A 14,889-nucleotide genomic window follows, 5' to 3' on the forward strand; every position below is an offset into this window, starting at 1 on the left:
TTTAATGACTTGTTTTTAATGCTTTTTTTCGTTTTGCTTTTATGATACCATTGGCGACTATAGAAAAAATCATAATTCCAGCTCCTAGGTAGAACATAGGGCTCATGTGTTCTGACTCACCAAATATGAGGTAAGCTAATATAATTCCATACACAGGTTCTAGATTTACGGTTAGTATAAGAGTGAACGGCGAAATCACTTTCATTAAGCTGGTGGATTCTATCATAGGGTATGCAGTAAAGCCAATGGCAAGAATTAGAACTAGTAGGGTGTCTTTAATTCCTATTTCGTGTATATTGTCAAGAGTTCCATTAATACCAAGTATAGTGCTCACGAGGAGCCACCCACCTATCATTTCATAAAAAATAATATGGCTAGCTGGTGTGGTTTGTGATAATTTCCCATTAAGAATAGAAAAAATAGTTCCTAGTAAGGCACAGGTAGCTCCGTAGATAATCCCCTCTACATATCTAAATTCTGTTTTAAAGATAAGTCCCATTCCTCCCAATATTACAATGCCTATAGCAACTTCTGTCCAGTCTAGTCTTCTTTTATAGATAATGGGTTCTATTATAGAAGCAAAAATAGTAGATAGAGCTACACAGCTAAGAGCGATAGATACATTGGAAACTTTGATAGATTGAAAGAAAAACAACCAATGAAGCCCCATGATAACTCCAATGCCAAGTAGTTGTAATAGCCGTTTAGAAGAAAGTTTGATGCTTTTTCGTTTTATAAATCGTAGAAAAATAAAAAGAACTAAAGCGGTGAGCCCCATTCTGTAAAAAACCAAAGTGTAGGTGTCTAAGCTAATCATTTTGCCAAGAATAGCTGTAAATCCCCACATGAATACAATTAGGTGTAATCTAAATGTTGTGTTATTCCACATTTTTAATCTTAAATTAAACTGCAAAGAACGAAAATAAATGCTAAAACATCAATTTTTTAGGTAAAAAAATAGGTTAAATTTGGAATATAAAAATTAAAGCCTTACTTTTGCACCCGAAAATGAGATGTAAACTATGCTAATAATTCCAGTAAAAGATGGAGAGTCCATCGACAGAGCGCTGAAAAAATACAAAAGGAAATTTGACAAAACTGGTGTTGTACGTTCTTTAAGAGCAAGACAGCAGTATGTTAAGCCTTCTGTACTTAGAAGACAGCAGATTTTAAGAGCGGCTCACAAGCAAAGAGCTTTAAGCAAAGAAGAACAAGCATAAAAATTTCTTCTTAGGTTTAAGACTAAAAATCACTTCTTAATTTAGAATTAGGAAGTGATTTTTTATTTATATTTGATAGATATTTTTCCTGTATGATTGAGAAATTTTTAGATTATATTACAATTGAGAAAAGGTATTCCTTAAATACGCTTGCTAGTTATAGTAGAGATTTACAAGATTTCTCTGATTTTGTTAAAGAAACTGAAGGGGTAGATACCTTGATAAGTGTTGATAAAAAAGTAATAAGAAATTTTGTGGTCTATCTTAGTGAAAATAATCTGAGCAAGAGAACCATCAATAGAAAATTATCTGCGTTAAGGAGTTTTTATATTTATCTTGTCAAATTGGGGATTATTTCTGCGTCTCCTATGGAAACGGTGTCTTCTTTGAAATTTTATGGAGAAAAACAAATTCCTTTTTCTCAAAAGGAAATGGAAAATTTGCGAAGTGTTTTAAACGAAGAAAAGTTATTGCTAAATAAACTTATTATAGAATTGCTTTACCAAACAGGAATGCGTAAGTCGGAGCTGTGTGGGCTTGCATTAAAAGATGTGGATTTTGTTCAGAATATGATAAGGGTTGTAGGTAAGGGTAATAAGATGAGAGAGATACCTATTTCAGAAAATATAAAAAGAGAATTAAAACTGTATCTTGAAAAAGAAAGGATCCCTATTAAAGAGAATTCGGATTGTTTTTTTGTTCGAGAAAGTGGTCAAAAACTAACGGGGAAATTTGTATATTCTGTAGTAAATAACTATCTTAGTGCTGTAACTTCCAAAAAAAAGAAAAGTCCTCATATGCTAAGGCATAGTTTTGCGACGCATGTTTTGGAAAATGGTGCGGAAATTGCTCAGGTAAAAGAGATTTTAGGCCATGCGAGTTTAGCATCTACTCAGGTGTATACATCAGCAGATGTTAATAAGTTGAAAAAAGTGCTTAACTCGTTTCATCCTAGAGGAAAGAAATAAGAAAATAACTTTATAAAAAATAATTTTATGAAAATTACAGTTCAAGCAATGGGGCTTACGCCTCATCAACCATTAGAGGAGTATTTAGATAAAAAATTAAATAAATTAGATACTTTTTATGATAAAATTTTAGAGTGTCAGGTTTTTTTGAAAGTAGAAAATACATCAGAAAAAGAAAATAAAACGGCGGAGGTTATTTTGGCTGTGCCAGGAGATGATATTGTGGTAAAGAAGACTTGTGCTACATTTGAAGAAGCAATAGATAAATGTCATGATATTGCTAAAAAATTGTTAATCAAGAAGAAAGAGAAAAATTAAAATATTTTTTCATTTTTTTTGATAAAATATTTGTTTATTTCGAAAAAAGTGTTGTATATTTGCAACCGCAAAAGAGAACAGTTGTTTATTTGAAATATACAAATATTTGCCTCCATAGCTCAGTTGGCCAGAGCACGTGATTTGTAATCTCGGGGTCGTGGGTTCGAATCCCTCTGGAGGCTCATAAAAGATTGCTGGGGAGATACCAGAGTGGCCAAATGGGACGGACTGTAACTCCGTTGTCGTGAGACTTCGCAGGTTCGAATCCTGCTCTCCCCACATTTTTTTTAAAAAAAAATATTTGAAATATTTGTGAGTTTAAATAAAAGTTTTTAAATTTGCACACCGTTACCAACAAAGTAATAAAATTAAACGCGGAAGTAGCTCAGTTGGTAGAGCGTCAGCCTTCCAAGCTGAATGTCGCGGGTTCGACCCCCGTCTTCCGCTCTAAGAAATCACAACCATTGCGGCTTGTGATTTTTTTATAAGCCGATATAGCTCAGCGGTAGAGCGCTTCCTTGGTAAGGAAGAGGTCTCGGGTTCAAGTCCCGATATTGGCTCTGGATCTCTCAGTAATGAGAGATTTTTTTTGTTTTTATTAGTTTCTCATTGTAGGGTTTATTATTTTTGTAAATCTAATAAATCCTAATAAAAATGTATAAAACAGTCATTCGTCCGTTATTATTTCGTTTTGACCCAGAAAAGGTTCATCATTTTACCTTTAAGTTTATAAAAACTCTTTTTAAGATACCGTTTATTTCTTCTTTAGTGAGTTCTCGCTATGTGATAGAGAATCCCAAATTAGAAAGGGAGGTTTTTGGATTAAAGTTTAAAAATCCTGTAGGGTTAGCGGCTGGATTTGATAAGGATGCTAAGTTGTACAAAGAGCTTTCGTCTTTTGGATTTGGTTTTATAGAAATAGGAACCATTACACCTAAGCCTCAACCCGGGAATGATAAACAAAGATTATTTAGATTGAAGGAAGATGAAGCGGTTATAAATAGAATGGGATTCAATAATGGAGGAGTAGATGAGGTGGTAAAAAGATTGAAAAAAAATAAGGGAGTGCTTATAGGAGGAAATATAGGGAAGAATAAAGTTACCAATAATGATAATGCAGAGGAAGATTATATTATATGCTTCAATGCACTCTATGATTATGTAGATTATTTTGTGGTGAATGTTAGCTCTCCTAATACACCTAATTTAAGAGATTTACAGGAGAAAGAACCACTTACAAAATTATTGAAACTACTTCAACTAGAAAATCAAAAGAAAATAAAACAGAAACCTATTTTGTTAAAAATTGCTCCTGACCTTACAGATTCTCAACTTTTGGATGTAATTGATATTGTAAAGACAACAAATACAGCGGGGGTTATAGCTACTAATACAACTGTAAGTAGGGAAAACCTGAAGTCAAATTTAAAATCTGAAGTTGGGGGATTGTCTGGTAAACCTCTTCGAGAAAGAGCAACGGAGGTAATTAAATTTCTGTCAGAAAAAAGCGGAGGTGTTTTTCCTATTATTGGAGTTGGGGGAATCCATTCTGAAGAAGATGCTTTAGAAAAAATAAAAGCTGGAGCTACCTTGGTACAGCTTTATACAGGTTTTATATATGAGGGGCCAACTTTAGTAAAAAGGATAAATAAGAAGATTTTATCAGAGCTATAAAAGTTATGTATTTATATGTTTTTTGAAACTTAATTATATAGTGGGAAAGTATAGATTAGTACTTAGGGTGATAAAATTTTAATGAAAATATTTTTATTTTCAAAAAAAATACTATATTTGCAGACCGAAAAGGGGGTAAAATTAAAAATTAGTAAAATTAAATATTAAAATCATGGCAAAGGAAACGTTTAATCGTAACAAACCGCACTTAAACATTGGTACTATTGGTCACGTAGACCACGGTAAAACTACCTTGACTGCGGCTATTTCTAAAGTATTAGCAGATAAAGGTCTTGCTGAAGTAAAAGATTTCTCTTCTATTGACTCTGCTCCAGAGGAAAAAGAAAGAGGTATTACAATCAATACAGCTCACATTGAGTATGAAACTGAAAACAGACACTACGCTCACGTAGACTGTCCTGGTCACGCCGACTATGTTAAGAACATGGTAACTGGTGCTGCACAGATGGACGGTGCTATCTTAGTAGTAGCTGCTACTGATGGTCCTATGCCACAGACAAGAGAGCATATCTTGTTATGTCGTCAGGTAAATGTACCTAGAATTGTAGTGTTTATGAACAAAGTAGATATGGTTGATGATCCAGAGCTTCTTGAGCTTGTTGAGCTTGAAGTGAGAGATTTACTTTCTACTTACGAATATGATGGAGATAACTCTCCTGTAATCCAAGGTTCTGCTTTAGGTGCTCTTAACGGAGAGGCTAAGTGGGTAGCTACTGTAGATGCTTTAATGGAAGCAGTAGATACTTGGATTGAGCAGCCAGTTAGAGATCAAGATAAACCATTCTTGATGCCAATCGAAGATGTATTCTCTATTACAGGTAGAGGTACAGTAGCAACTGGTAGAATTGAGTCTGGTGTTATCAATACTGGTGACCCTGTAGATATCGTAGGTATGGGAGATGAGAAATTAACATCTACTGTAACTGGGGTTGAGATGTTTAGAAAAATCTTAGACAGAGGTGAGGCTGGTGATAACGTAGGATTACTTTTAAGAGGTATCGAAAAAACAGATATCAAGAGAGGTATGGTTATCGCTAAACAAGGTTCTGTAACTCCGCACAAAAAATTCAAAGCAGAGGTTTATATCCTTTCTAAAGAAGAAGGTGGTCGTCACACTCCTTTCCATAACAAATATCGTCCTCAGTTCTATGTAAGAACTACAGACGTTACGGGTGAGATTTTCTTACCAGAAGGAGTAGAGATGGTAATGCCTGGTGATAACTTAACTATTACTGTAGAATTATTACAACCAATCGCTCTTAACGTAGGTCTTAGATTTGCAATTAGAGAAGGTGGTAGAACTGTAGGTGCTGGTCAGGTAACTGAAATCTTAGACTAATCCTAGTTCTAAAACAATAAATAAAAGAGCTTTCAGATGAATGAAAGTGTTTTCTGGAAGCTCTTATTTTTTTATTAAAATTAACTTACGGGCATCGTCCAATGGTAGGATACCGGTCTCCAAAACCGTTGATCTGGGTTCGAATCCTAGTGCCCGTGCAAATTGTTTAAAATGAGTTCGTTAGTAAGCTTTTTAAAAGATTCGTATATAGAGTTTAAGGATAAGGTGGAATGGCCTAAGTGGATGGATTTACAGTCTTCCACTACGGTTGTAGCTGTATCTACCTTAATATTGGCTTTATTTACTTTTGGAGTTGATACTCTTTTTAGTAGGTCAATCAATAATCTTTTTAGTTTACTTATTAACTTATTTAATTAATTTATAATTGTTTTTATCCGATGAGTGAGCTTAAATGGTATGTGCTGAAAGCAGTAAGCGGACAGGAAAATAAAGTGAAAAGCTATATAGAAAATGAAATCCAAAGATTTAAGTTAGAGGATTTTGTTTCTCAGATAGTTATTCCTATGGAGAAAACAATTCAAATGAGAAATGGAAAGAAGGTGCAGAAAGAGAAACCTTACTATCCAGGTTATTTAATGGTGGAAGCTAATCTTACGGGAGAAGTGCCTCATATTATAAAGAATATACCAGGTGTTATCTCTTTTTTGAGTCTTACTAAAGGAGGAGATCCTGTTCCTATGAGAAAGTCTGAGGTAAATAGAATGTTAGGTAGGATGGATGAATTGTCACAGTTTGCTACAGATGTTGATATTCCTTATGTGGTGGGCGAGAGTGTTAAGGTGATTGATGGACCATTTAATGGATTCAATGGAACGATAGAGAAAATTCACGAGGATAAAAAGAAATTAGAAGTTATGGTTCTTATTTTCGGTAGAAAAACGCCTCTTGAACTTAACTATATGCAAGTAGAGAAGATATAGATTTATATATTTTTAGGTTAACAATAAACCACTTCGTTGTTGCGAGGTGGTTTTAGTTCTAATAAAATGTAAATTTATTTGCGTGCTAAAAAAAATATATATAATTTTGCACCTCGTAATCTGAGGAGAAGTGTATTCAGGTGAGAGAATTACAGTTCTAATTAACTTAGGTTATTAACAAAGAATGCTTCCACATTTTTTATATTTTTAATTTTTTAAAAAACAAACATGGCAAAGAAAGTCTTTAAAATGGTTAAGCTCCAGGTGAAAGGTGGTGCTGCTAATCCTTCGCCTCCAGTAGGACCTGCTTTAGGTTCTGCAGGGGTAAATATCATGGAGTTTTGTAAGCAATTCAACGGAAGAACTCAGGATAAACCAGGACAGGTATTACCTGTAGTGATTACAGTGTATGAAGATAAATCATTTGATTTCGTAATTAAAACTCCTCCTGCAGCTGTGCAGCTTTTGGAAGCTTCTAAAGTGAAAAAAGGTTCAGGACAGCCTAACAGAGAGAAAGTAGGTAGCGTATCTTGGGAGCAAGTACAGAAGATAGCAGAAGATAAGATGTCGGATTTAAACTGCTTCACTCTTGATTCTGCAATGAGTATGGTTGCTGGTACAGCTAGATCTATGGGATTAAAGGTAACAGGAACTAAACCTACTAACGCTTAAAATTAAATCAAATGGCAAGATTAACTAAAAAGCAAAAAGAAGTTTCTACTAAGATAGAAAAAAATAAGTTTTACACTCTTGAAGAAGCTTCGGCTTTGGTAAAAGAGGTAAGTACTGCAAAGTTTGATGCTTCTGTAGATATCGCTGTGAGATTGGGTGTAGACCCGAGAAAAGCGAATCAGATGGTAAGAGGGGTTGTTTCTCTTCCTCACGGGACTGGTAAAGATGTTAAAGTTTTAGCTTTAGTAACTCCAGATAAGGAAGCTGAAGCTAAAGAGGCTGGTGCAGACTTTGTAGGTCTTGATGAGTATCTAGAGAAAATCAAAGGTGGTTGGACAGATGTAGATGTTATCGTTACTATGCCTGCTGTAATGGGGAAATTAGGTCCTCTAGGTAGAGTGTTAGGTCCGAGAGGTCTTATGCCAAACCCTAAATCAGGAACTGTAACTATGGAAGTAGGAAAGGCGGTTTCTGAAGTTAAGGCAGGTAAAATAGACTTTAAAGTGGATAAGTATGGTATCGTACATGCTGCTATAGGTAAAGTATCTTTTGATGCTGAAAAAATTAAAGAAAATGCACAAGAATTGGTGCAAACTTTAATAAAACTTAAGCCTACAGCTGCTAAAGGAACTTATATGAAGAGTATTTATATCTCTCCTACAATGGGGCCTGGTATAGCAATCGATACTAAATCTGTAAACTAAAATCTGTAAGACAATGACTAAAGAAGAAAAAGTATTAGTAATACAAGAGATAAAAGAATTGCTACAAGATGCTAAGAATGTATATGTAGCAAGCCTTGAAGGAATGAATGCTTCTGCGACTTCAGATTTTAGAAGAAGAGCCTTCAAGAATAACATTAAGTTAAAAGTAGTAAAAAATACTTTACTTAGAAAAGCAATGGAGCAAATGGAAGGAGTAGATTACTCTGAAATGTTTGCAACATTTAAAGGTAATTCTGCTTTAATGATTTCAGAGACGGCTAATGCTCCTGCTAAGCTGATTAAAGATTTTAGAAAAAATGCAGAGTTTCCTGCACTAAAAGCAGCTTACCTAGATGAAACCTTCTATATTGGAGATGACAAACTAGGTGCTCTTGCAAGTCTTAAGTCTAAGGAAGAGATGCTTGGAGAAATCATTGGATTACTTCAGTCTCCTATCAGAAATATTCTTTCTGCTCTTCAAAACCAAGACAAAATGAAGGAAGAAGGTGCTGAGTAAGCCTTTTTACCAATTAACAAAGAAACACTCAAAAAATAATATAAATCGTTTAACAACAAAAACATTAAGAAAATGTCAGATTTAAAAAATTTAGCGGAAACGCTTGTGAACCTTACAGTAAAAGATGTAAATGAATTAGCTCAAATTCTTAAAGATGAGTACGGTATCGAGCCTGCTGCTGCTACAGTAGTTGCTGCTGCTGGTGGTGCTGGGGAAGCTGCTGAAGAAAAAACTGAGTTTGATGTAATATTAAAATCAGCTGGAGCTTCTAAATTAGCTATCGTTAAGTTAGTGAAAGACTTAACAGGTGCAGGTCTTAAAGAAGCTAAAGATATCGTAGATGGTGCTCCTGCTCCAATTAAAGAAGGAGTTTCTAAAGATGAAGCTGAGGCTCTTAAGAAGCAACTAGAAGAAGCTGGTGCAGAGGTAGAGTTAAAGTAATATTATCTAATAATTAGATAAAAGCTACAGTAGATTTAATATGCTGTAGCTTTTTTTTTTGATTATTTTTTAAATTATTAATTTTTAGGGCATGCTATTTGGTAGAATTTAAATAATTTTAAAATATATTAATTTAATAATAATATGAAGCAAATTTACTTTATAAGATTTCTATTTTTATTTATAGTAGCTATTTCACCAGCTCAATATTCTTCACCTGATTCGGATGGAGATGGAATAGTTGATTTTGAAGATTTAGATGATGATAACGATGGAATTTTGGATATAATAGAATATCCCAAAAACTTCTTAGCTAATAATACATCTACTACATGGAAGGGGTTAACCTCCACAACAGTATCTTATACGGGGTTTCCTGCTGCTCAAGCTGTAGTATCAAGTGTAAGTGATAAGCAGGTAACTTATAATATTGGTCAATCTGGAGCGGATAATAGAGTGACGTCTTCGTCTAATGTAAATATGACGATAACATTTGCATCTCCTGTGCCTGCTAGTGAGATTGTAATTATGATAAACGATGTTAATGCAAATAATGCTTCTCCTAATGCTACATACACTATTAAGGTAAATGGGACAACACCCAACTCGGCTTTTGGTAGAGTGTTGCTAGGGAGAAATCAAGGATTAGTATCCTATAATACGGCTACAGGTGAGGTGGTGTTTTCAACAGGGGGACTACTGCGTCTGATTTATATATCAGAGGTCTAACTAAAGATCTTATGGTGAGTAATATCAATATTACTAGTAAAGGTATTTCGGCTGTTACAACAGGAGATGTGGTGGCGTATTCTATTTTTGCTTTAGCTACTGCTTGTGATACAGATGGAGATGGTGTGCCAAATGACTTAGATACAGACTCAGATGGAGATGGGTGTCCAGATGCTGTAGAAGGAACGGATAATGTGAATATGACTTATTTGGCTGCAGCAGATATGACAACGCCTTTTGTCGCTAAGAAATGGTCTATTATAGCTAAAGCAGATGGTACAATATCAACTTCTGGAGCAGACATTATTTCTAAAATAACAGGTGCTAATGGTGTCCCTGAAATTGTAAACACGGCAGCGAATAATACTTCTGGTATTCAAGGGGTAGCACAAGTAGATGCTAATTCGGTTGGACAAGGAGTTAGTAATAGTAATTCTCCATACAATGCTTCTGTTAATGAAAGATGCTTTTGTACATTAGCCAATAGTTCTTCAGCTACGGAGTTAGATACTAAGGTGGGTATTAGTGCTTTGAGTAGACTTACTTCAGAATCTAGTGAAAATTGGCCAATGTCTCGTAAAGGTGGACATATAGCTTTGGAGTCTGAGTCTAAGGGGTTCACGATTACAAGAATGACGACAAGTGAAATGTTAGCTATAAAAAATCCTGTGGTAGGTATGTTAGTTTATGATACTGTGGAAAATTGTTTGAAAGCCTATGTGGAAACAAGTACATCTCCAACGGTAGTAAGAGAGTGGAAGTGTATGAATAAGACGGGGTGTCCTAGTGGAACCTCCTATAATAAGAATAATTTGTAGAGATAATAAAAAATAGAAATAATGAAATACATATATTCAACTATATTAGTAATATTAGGTGCGGGGACTTTTCTTAAGGCTCAGGTTAATATAGGTACAGGCTCTCTCAATACTAATTCTAATGGAGATTCAGTGCTTCTAGAGTTTAATAATGCAGAGAAAAAAGGGATTATACTGCCTTGGGTTGTTGGGGTTTCTCATGCCAATTTAGTAGACAATACAGCTACTCCTAATGGTACATTTGTCTTAGATAGAAGTGATAAAAAGGTAAAAGTTAAAATAAACGGATTGTGGCAAGATTTAAACTATTTGGCTAGTACCACTAATGCTATCCCAGTAAATACCTCTTTGTCATCTAATGTGGAAAAAAGTACTGCTCAAGTAGTTATGGGGGCTTCTAGTAGTACAGCTAATAGTATTTTGGTTTTAGAGAGTACCTCTAAGGCATTAGTATTACCAAAATTTAAAGATGTTCAAAAAAGTATTGCTAATCCAGCACCTGGGATGATGGCTTTTGATGATACGCCGGGTAAAGAACAGCTTTGTGTTTACAATGGTACAGAATGGAGTTTTTGGACTTGGAAATAAATAAGGAAATATTAATTGAAATAAAAAGAGCTACTAAAAAAGTAGCTCTTTTTTTAGTTATTGTGCACAAGCAAGTCTATAAATACCGTAACATTTAGGATTTTGTGTTAGTTTAATCATGGCTCTCTTAATGTTACTATTAGAGAACTGCTGGTCTGTAGCGTGTACACCACCATCTATTACAAAGAAGTAGATGGGGTTTGTAGCGTTGGAATATTCTCTAAAATAGAAATCTTTATCTGATGCAGTGGAGCTTCCTTTTAGATATTTTATTTCTACAGGTTGGGTGAGTCCTAGATGAGAAGCCCACTTATCAACGGTAGTTTTAATAGATTCAAAATTAGGAGAGATAATACCATACTTCCCGCTTCCACCTTGATAAGGTACAGTTTCATCTGCCGTACCGTGAATAAATATCATAGGGACTTTAGAAGCTGTAGATGGAATGTTATGTCCGCTTTCAAAACTCATAGAACGGATAACAGCAGCTTTAAATAAAGAAGTCTCCTCTATCATTTTCATTGCCATAGCACCTCCGTTGCTGAAGCCATATACATAGACTTTATCAGCATTAAACTTACTGCCTAATTTAGTTTTAATATCGTTGTAAACAGCAGTAATGTAGTTTACGTCATCGCCAAAAAAACTTTTGGTGGCACTCCAAGAATTCCAAGCTCGTACCCCAAATACGCTAGTTCCCTCAGGACGAACGGAAATGTATTGTTGTTCATTGATTACATTTGGGTCATTCATTTGGGTTCTATCCTTATCAAAAGAGTGTAACTCAAATACGATAGGATATTCTTTAGCGGGGTTATAGTCAGACGGTGTTGTAACGTCATAGCTTCGTCCCGAAACACTATAAGTCTGAACTCCTGCTGTTAGTTGTGCTAAAGCTAGCGCAGGCATTCCTAAAAAAAATAAAAGTTGCTTTTTCATAAGCTAGTTAATTTGTTACACAAATATACTAAAAATCTTCCGCCTAAGTAGAGGGTTCTTTTTTTTGTAAGAGTATCTTTGGTTTTTCTTCTTTTTTAGCTAATAATATTTTAAATAAAACAAAATGAGAAAATATGTCTTGTTTTATCGGTTTTGCAAATGTAAAACAGGAAATTTTGTCTTATTTTTAGGTGATTTTTATGATAGAACGCTTTTTGTTAATCTCAGAATGTAAAAATAAAGTTTAAACAAAAATCACATATATCATTATGAATTTAAATCAGTTTACAGTAAAATCACAAGAGGTGATTCAGAAAGCGCAGCAGTTAGCTATGGCGTTCGGACACCAAAGTATAGAACCTCAGCATATTTTGGAGGGTATTTTTGAAAGCGATGATACCATTTCTAGCTTTCTACTAAAAAAATCAGAAGCAGATGCTACTCTCATTAGAGAGCGTAATAGGCAAAATTTAGAAACTCTTCCTAAGGTAGAAGGTGGTAGTTTGTATCTTTCTCAATCAGGTAATAGAGTACTTTTGGAAGCTCCTAATTTGGCTAAAAAAATGGGAGACGAATATGTTACCATAGAACACCTTTGGTTGGCTTTAATAGAGGTTTCGTCACCAGTATCTTCTTTACTTAAAGATATGGGAGTTACTAGAGCTTTGCTAGAAGCAGGAATAAAGGAGCTTAGGAAAGGGAGTAAGGCTACTTCAGCGAGTTCGGAGGAAACCTACCAAAGTTTGAGCAAGTACGCTAAGAACTTTAATGAACTCGCTGCGGAGGGCAAGCTAGACCCTGTGATTGGTAGAGATGAGGAAATCCGCCGTGTATTGCAAATTCTTTCTAGGAGAACCAAAAACAATCCTATCCTTATAGGAGAGCCTGGGGTTGGTAAAACCGCTATAGCTGAAGGCATTGCTCATAGGATTATTTCTGGAGATGTGCCAGAAAACCTAATGGATAAAACGCTTTATTCCTTAGATATGGGGGCGTTGGTTGCGGGGGCTAAGTACAAAGGAGAGTTTGAAGAGCGTCTGAAATCTGTGGTTAATGAAGTAACGAAATCAGATGGGCAAATCATTCTTTTTATAGATGAAATACATACTTTAGTAGGTGCTGGAGGTGGAGAAGGGGCAATGGATGCAGCTAACATCCTAAAACCAGCTTTGGCTAGAGGAGAGCTTAGAGCTATAGGAGCAACGACGCTTAACGAGTATCAAAAATATTTTGAAAAAGATAAAGCATTGGAACGTCGTTTCCAAAAAGTGATGGTGGAAGAACCAGATACGGAGTCGGCAATTTCTATTTTGAGGGGGATTAAGGATAAGTACGAGTTTCATCATAAAATCAGAATTAAAGATGAAGCTATTATCGCTGCGGTGGAAATGTCTCAGCGTTATATATCAGACCGTTTTCTTCCAGATAAAGCTATTGATTTGATAGACGAGGCTTCTTCTAAACTAAGGATGGAAATCAATTCTAAGCCTGAAGAGTTGGATATTCTAGATAGAAAATTGATGCAGCTAGAGATAGAACTCGCTGCAATTTCTAGAGAAGGTAATCAAACTAAAATAGACCACCTTAAAGAGGATATAGCTAAGGTAACCGAGGAAAGAAACGAAATCAATGCAAAGTGGTTACAAGAAAAGCAAAAGTCTGAAGATTTAACTCAGATTAAAAAAGACATTGAGGCGTTGAAACTAGAAGCAGAAAGAGCTCAAAGATTAGGCGACTATGCCAAGGTTTCGGAAATTCAGTATGGTAAATTAAGGGAAAAAGAGGAGGAACTTCGTAAGATAGAACTTCTTATGCAGAATAACCAAAATGAACTCATTAAAGAAGAGGTAACGGCAGAGCATATCTCCGAAGTTATTTCTAAATGGACGGGGATTCCTGTAACAAAGCTACTCCAAAGCGAGAGAGAAAAATTACTTCACCTAGAAGACGAACTCCACAAAAGAGTAGTGGGGCAAGAGGAAGCTATAGAAGCGGTAGCTAATGCTATCAGAAGAAACCGTGCAGGGCTTAATGATGAGAAAAAACCAATTGGCTCATTCCTGTTTTTAGGAACTACGGGAGTAGGTAAAACCGAATTGGCAAAAGCATTAGCAGAGTTCCTATTTGATGATGAAAATAATATGACTCGTATTGATATGAGTGAATATCAAGAGCGTCATTCGGTGTCTAGATTGGTGGGTGCTCCTCCAGGGTATGTAGGCTACGATGAGGGCGGACAACTTACGGAAGCAGTAAGAAGAAGACCTTATTCGGTAGTGCTTTTAGACGAGATAGAAAAGGCTCACCCAGATGTATTCAATACCTTATTGCAGGTGTTAGACGACGGAAGGCTTACGGATAATAAAGGTCGTGTTGTTAATTTCAAAAACACCATCGTGATTATGACTTCTAACCTAGGTTCTCATATTATTCAAGAAAATTTTGAAGGGCTTACAGAAGAAAATCAGGAGGAAATAGTTTCTAAAACTAAAGAGGAAGTTTTTGGAGTGCTTAAACAGTCGTTGCGTCCAGAGTTTATTAATAGGATAGACGAGGTGGTGCTCTTCCAACCACTTAATAAGAAAGAGATAGGTAAAATTATACAGTACTTGTTGAGAGGCTTTAATAAGATGTTGGAAAAGAAAAATATCATTTTAACATCTACCGAAGATGCATTAAACTACATCAGAGAGAAAGGTTATGACCCTTCGTTTGGGGCAAGGCCGCTCAAGAGGTTATTGCAACAGGAAGTGCTTAACCAGCTTTCTAAAGAAATCCTCGCAGGTAATGTGAACGATGGCGACCGCATTATTTTGGATTATTTCAAAGAGAGTGGATTGGTATTTAGACAAGCGGAGTAGATAATTAAAAGTATAAATTATAACGAAGACAAAGCTTAGGCAAGTGTAAGCCTAGGCTTTGTTTATGATGGGATTAGAGGTAAAATAGCTAAAACTTATTATTATTTATAATTAAACTATCTTTGCAAAAAAAATTGGG

The 14,889-nt window shown here is 35.3% G+C and carries 17 protein-coding genes and 5 tRNA genes; 20 read left to right on the forward strand and 2 right to left on the reverse strand.

The window, feature by feature from the left end:
• Position 1: 1 nt before the first annotated feature.
• A complete protein-coding gene (locus D1J36_RS05470) occupies positions 2-847 on the reverse strand; it encodes a DMT family transporter (protein WP_154137670.1) in 846 nt (281 codons plus the stop codon).
• Positions 848-1,022: 175 nt separating this feature from the next.
• Between D1J36_RS05470 and rpsU the strand changes: the two genes are divergently transcribed.
• From rpsU to D1J36_RS05565, 19 genes are all read left to right on the forward strand, one after another.
• The gene (rpsU, locus tag D1J36_RS05475; RefSeq protein WP_154137533.1) at positions 1,023-1,220 is read left to right on the forward strand and encodes a 30S ribosomal protein S21; all 198 of its coding nucleotides are present in this window, start codon (positions 1,023-1,025) and stop codon (positions 1,218-1,220) included.
• Between the two features lie 92 nt (positions 1,221-1,312).
• Positions 1,313-2,188, forward strand: a complete 876-nt coding sequence (locus D1J36_RS05480; protein ID WP_154137534.1) for a tyrosine-type recombinase/integrase — start codon at positions 1,313-1,315, stop codon at positions 2,186-2,188.
• 27 nt (positions 2,189-2,215) lie between these two features.
• Entirely contained in the window at positions 2,216-2,506 is a 291-nt protein-coding gene (gene hpf, locus D1J36_RS05485) for a ribosome hibernation-promoting factor, HPF/YfiA family (RefSeq protein WP_004916755.1), read from the forward strand.
• Positions 2,507-2,614: 108 nt separating this feature from the next.
• A tRNA-Thr gene (locus D1J36_RS05490) sits at positions 2,615-2,688 on the forward strand.
• Between the two features lie 14 nt (positions 2,689-2,702).
• Positions 2,703-2,785, forward strand: a tRNA-Tyr gene (locus D1J36_RS05495).
• Positions 2,786-2,880: 95 nt separating this feature from the next.
• Positions 2,881-2,953 (forward strand) — tRNA-Gly (locus tag D1J36_RS05500).
• Between the two features lie 41 nt (positions 2,954-2,994).
• Positions 2,995-3,066 (forward strand) — tRNA-Thr (locus D1J36_RS05505).
• A gap of 94 nt (positions 3,067-3,160) precedes the next feature.
• Positions 3,161-4,180: a quinone-dependent dihydroorotate dehydrogenase gene (locus D1J36_RS05510; protein WP_154137535.1), complete on the forward strand. Its 1,020-nt coding sequence runs from the start codon at positions 3,161-3,163 to the stop codon at positions 4,178-4,180.
• 172 nt (positions 4,181-4,352) lie between these two features.
• Positions 4,353-5,540, forward strand: coding sequence for an elongation factor Tu (gene tuf, locus D1J36_RS05515; RefSeq protein WP_004916760.1), 1,188 nt, complete (start codon positions 4,353-4,355; stop codon positions 5,538-5,540).
• An 87-nt stretch (positions 5,541-5,627) separates the two neighbouring features.
• Positions 5,628-5,698 (forward strand) — tRNA-Trp (locus D1J36_RS05520).
• Positions 5,699-5,711: 13 nt separating this feature from the next.
• Positions 5,712-5,918, forward strand: coding sequence for a preprotein translocase subunit SecE (gene secE / locus D1J36_RS05525; protein WP_079207557.1), 207 nt, complete (start codon positions 5,712-5,714; stop codon positions 5,916-5,918).
• A gap of 20 nt (positions 5,919-5,938) precedes the next feature.
• A complete protein-coding gene (gene nusG / locus D1J36_RS05530; protein ID WP_014937424.1) occupies positions 5,939-6,481 on the forward strand; it encodes a transcription termination/antitermination protein NusG in 543 nt (180 codons plus the stop codon).
• Positions 6,482-6,709: 228 nt separating this feature from the next.
• Positions 6,710-7,153: a 50S ribosomal protein L11 gene (gene rplK, locus D1J36_RS05535; RefSeq protein WP_004916770.1), complete on the forward strand. Its 444-nt coding sequence runs from the start codon at positions 6,710-6,712 to the stop codon at positions 7,151-7,153.
• Positions 7,154-7,164: 11 nt separating this feature from the next.
• Complete coding sequence (rplA, locus tag D1J36_RS05540) at positions 7,165-7,857, forward strand: 50S ribosomal protein L1 (RefSeq protein ID WP_004916771.1); 693 nt, start codon at positions 7,165-7,167, stop codon at positions 7,855-7,857.
• 13 nt (positions 7,858-7,870) lie between these two features.
• Positions 7,871-8,374: a 50S ribosomal protein L10 gene (gene rplJ, locus D1J36_RS05545; protein WP_004916775.1), complete on the forward strand. Its 504-nt coding sequence runs from the start codon at positions 7,871-7,873 to the stop codon at positions 8,372-8,374.
• Between the two features lie 72 nt (positions 8,375-8,446).
• Positions 8,447-8,815: a 50S ribosomal protein L7/L12 gene (gene rplL, locus D1J36_RS05550; protein ID WP_013447123.1), complete on the forward strand. Its 369-nt coding sequence runs from the start codon at positions 8,447-8,449 to the stop codon at positions 8,813-8,815.
• A 144-nt stretch (positions 8,816-8,959) separates the two neighbouring features.
• The gene (locus tag D1J36_RS05555; RefSeq protein ID WP_154137536.1) at positions 8,960-9,544 is read left to right on the forward strand and encodes a hypothetical protein; all 585 of its coding nucleotides are present in this window, start codon (positions 8,960-8,962) and stop codon (positions 9,542-9,544) included.
• Positions 9,545-9,555: 11 nt separating this feature from the next.
• Positions 9,556-10,362: a hypothetical protein gene (locus tag D1J36_RS05560; protein ID WP_154137537.1), complete on the forward strand. Its 807-nt coding sequence runs from the start codon at positions 9,556-9,558 to the stop codon at positions 10,360-10,362.
• A gap of 21 nt (positions 10,363-10,383) precedes the next feature.
• Complete coding sequence (locus tag D1J36_RS05565) at positions 10,384-10,950, forward strand: hypothetical protein (RefSeq protein ID WP_154137538.1); 567 nt, start codon at positions 10,384-10,386, stop codon at positions 10,948-10,950.
• A gap of 57 nt (positions 10,951-11,007) precedes the next feature.
• Here the strand turns inward: D1J36_RS05565 and D1J36_RS05570 are convergent, their stop codons facing one another.
• Positions 11,008-11,889: an alpha/beta hydrolase family esterase gene (locus tag D1J36_RS05570; RefSeq protein ID WP_154137539.1), complete on the reverse strand. Its 882-nt coding sequence runs from the start codon at positions 11,887-11,889 to the stop codon at positions 11,008-11,010.
• 269 nt (positions 11,890-12,158) lie between these two features.
• On the opposite strand from D1J36_RS05570, the gene clpB reads away from it, so the two are divergent.
• A complete protein-coding gene (gene clpB, locus D1J36_RS05575; protein ID WP_154137540.1) occupies positions 12,159-14,750 on the forward strand; it encodes an ATP-dependent chaperone ClpB in 2,592 nt (863 codons plus the stop codon).
• Positions 14,751-14,889 lie beyond the last annotated feature (139 nt).

Origin of the sequence: Riemerella anatipestifer (genome assembly GCF_009670965.2) — a bacterium.
Lineage (GTDB): Bacteria > Bacteroidota > Bacteroidia > Flavobacteriales > Weeksellaceae > Riemerella > Riemerella anatipestifer_B.

Bases quoted from the DNA above. Each gene is read 5' to 3' on its own strand.
- rpsU (WP_154137533.1), top strand. From the start codon at position 1,023: ATGCTAATAATTCCAGTAAAAGATGGAGAGTCCATCGACAGAGCGCTG.
- secE (WP_079207557.1), top strand. From the start codon at position 5,712: ATGAGTTCGTTAGTAAGCTTTTTAAAAGATTCGTATATAGAGTTTAAG.
- D1J36_RS05560 (WP_154137537.1), top strand. From the start codon at position 9,556: ATGGTGAGTAATATCAATATTACTAGTAAAGGTATTTCGGCTGTTACA.
- D1J36_RS05555 (WP_154137536.1), top strand. From the start codon at position 8,960: ATGAAGCAAATTTACTTTATAAGATTTCTATTTTTATTTATAGTAGCT.
- rplK (WP_004916770.1), top strand. From the start codon at position 6,710: ATGGCAAAGAAAGTCTTTAAAATGGTTAAGCTCCAGGTGAAAGGTGGT.
- rplJ (WP_004916775.1), top strand. From the start codon at position 7,871: ATGACTAAAGAAGAAAAAGTATTAGTAATACAAGAGATAAAAGAATTG.
- rplA (WP_004916771.1), top strand. From the start codon at position 7,165: ATGGCAAGATTAACTAAAAAGCAAAAAGAAGTTTCTACTAAGATAGAA.
- D1J36_RS05565 (WP_154137538.1), top strand. From the start codon at position 10,384: ATGAAATACATATATTCAACTATATTAGTAATATTAGGTGCGGGGACT.
- clpB (WP_154137540.1), top strand. From the start codon at position 12,159: ATGAATTTAAATCAGTTTACAGTAAAATCACAAGAGGTGATTCAGAAA.
- tuf (WP_004916760.1), top strand. From the start codon at position 4,353: ATGGCAAAGGAAACGTTTAATCGTAACAAACCGCACTTAAACATTGGT.
- D1J36_RS05570 (WP_154137539.1), bottom strand. From the start codon at position 11,889: ATGAAAAAGCAACTTTTATTTTTTTTAGGAATGCCTGCGCTAGCTTTA.
- D1J36_RS05470 (WP_154137670.1), bottom strand. From the start codon at position 847: ATGTGGGGATTTACAGCTATTCTTGGCAAAATGATTAGCTTAGACACC.
- nusG (WP_014937424.1), top strand. From the start codon at position 5,939: ATGAGTGAGCTTAAATGGTATGTGCTGAAAGCAGTAAGCGGACAGGAA.
- hpf (WP_004916755.1), top strand. From the start codon at position 2,216: ATGAAAATTACAGTTCAAGCAATGGGGCTTACGCCTCATCAACCATTA.
- D1J36_RS05480 (WP_154137534.1), top strand. From the start codon at position 1,313: ATGATTGAGAAATTTTTAGATTATATTACAATTGAGAAAAGGTATTCC.
- D1J36_RS05510 (WP_154137535.1), top strand. From the start codon at position 3,161: ATGTATAAAACAGTCATTCGTCCGTTATTATTTCGTTTTGACCCAGAA.
- rplL (WP_013447123.1), top strand. From the start codon at position 8,447: ATGTCAGATTTAAAAAATTTAGCGGAAACGCTTGTGAACCTTACAGTA.